This window comes from Bacillus sp. AFS001701, assembly GCF_002559405.1.
Lineage (GTDB): Bacteria > Bacillota > Bacilli > Bacillales > Bacillaceae_G > Gottfriedia.
Window position 1 is genome coordinate 1 of the sequence record NZ_NTZO01000737.1, and the last position, 296, is coordinate 296.

At 58.8% G+C, this 296-nt stretch carries 1 protein-coding gene; it reads right to left on the reverse strand.

Features of this window, described 5'->3' with window-relative positions:
- Positions 1–296 (reverse strand): MipA/OmpV family protein (locus CN514_RS24925; protein ID WP_141529538.1); only part of this gene is annotated, 296 nt, incomplete at both ends.

Below are 296 nucleotides of genomic sequence, written 5' to 3' on the forward strand. Positions count from 1 at the left end.
ACTGCACACCGATACCCGGCGTCAGGGTGAGCCCGCCGTTGGTGTAGCGGTACAACCACGCCAGATCCCAGATAAAGCCGTTGCTGTTATCCAGCGTGTCACCCGCCAGGGCCGTACGCAGGAAGCCATACTCGGTGTTATGTACATACGAGAGCCCGGCCATCATGGTGCTTTTACGCTTGTCGAGCTGGCGAAGCGCATGGCTGTCGCTGTCACCCGGCTTGAAGTGCGTTGGGTCGTAGTAGGCCATGATGGAGAGCTTATCGGCCTTATCGTTCCAGAGATAGTAGCCGCCG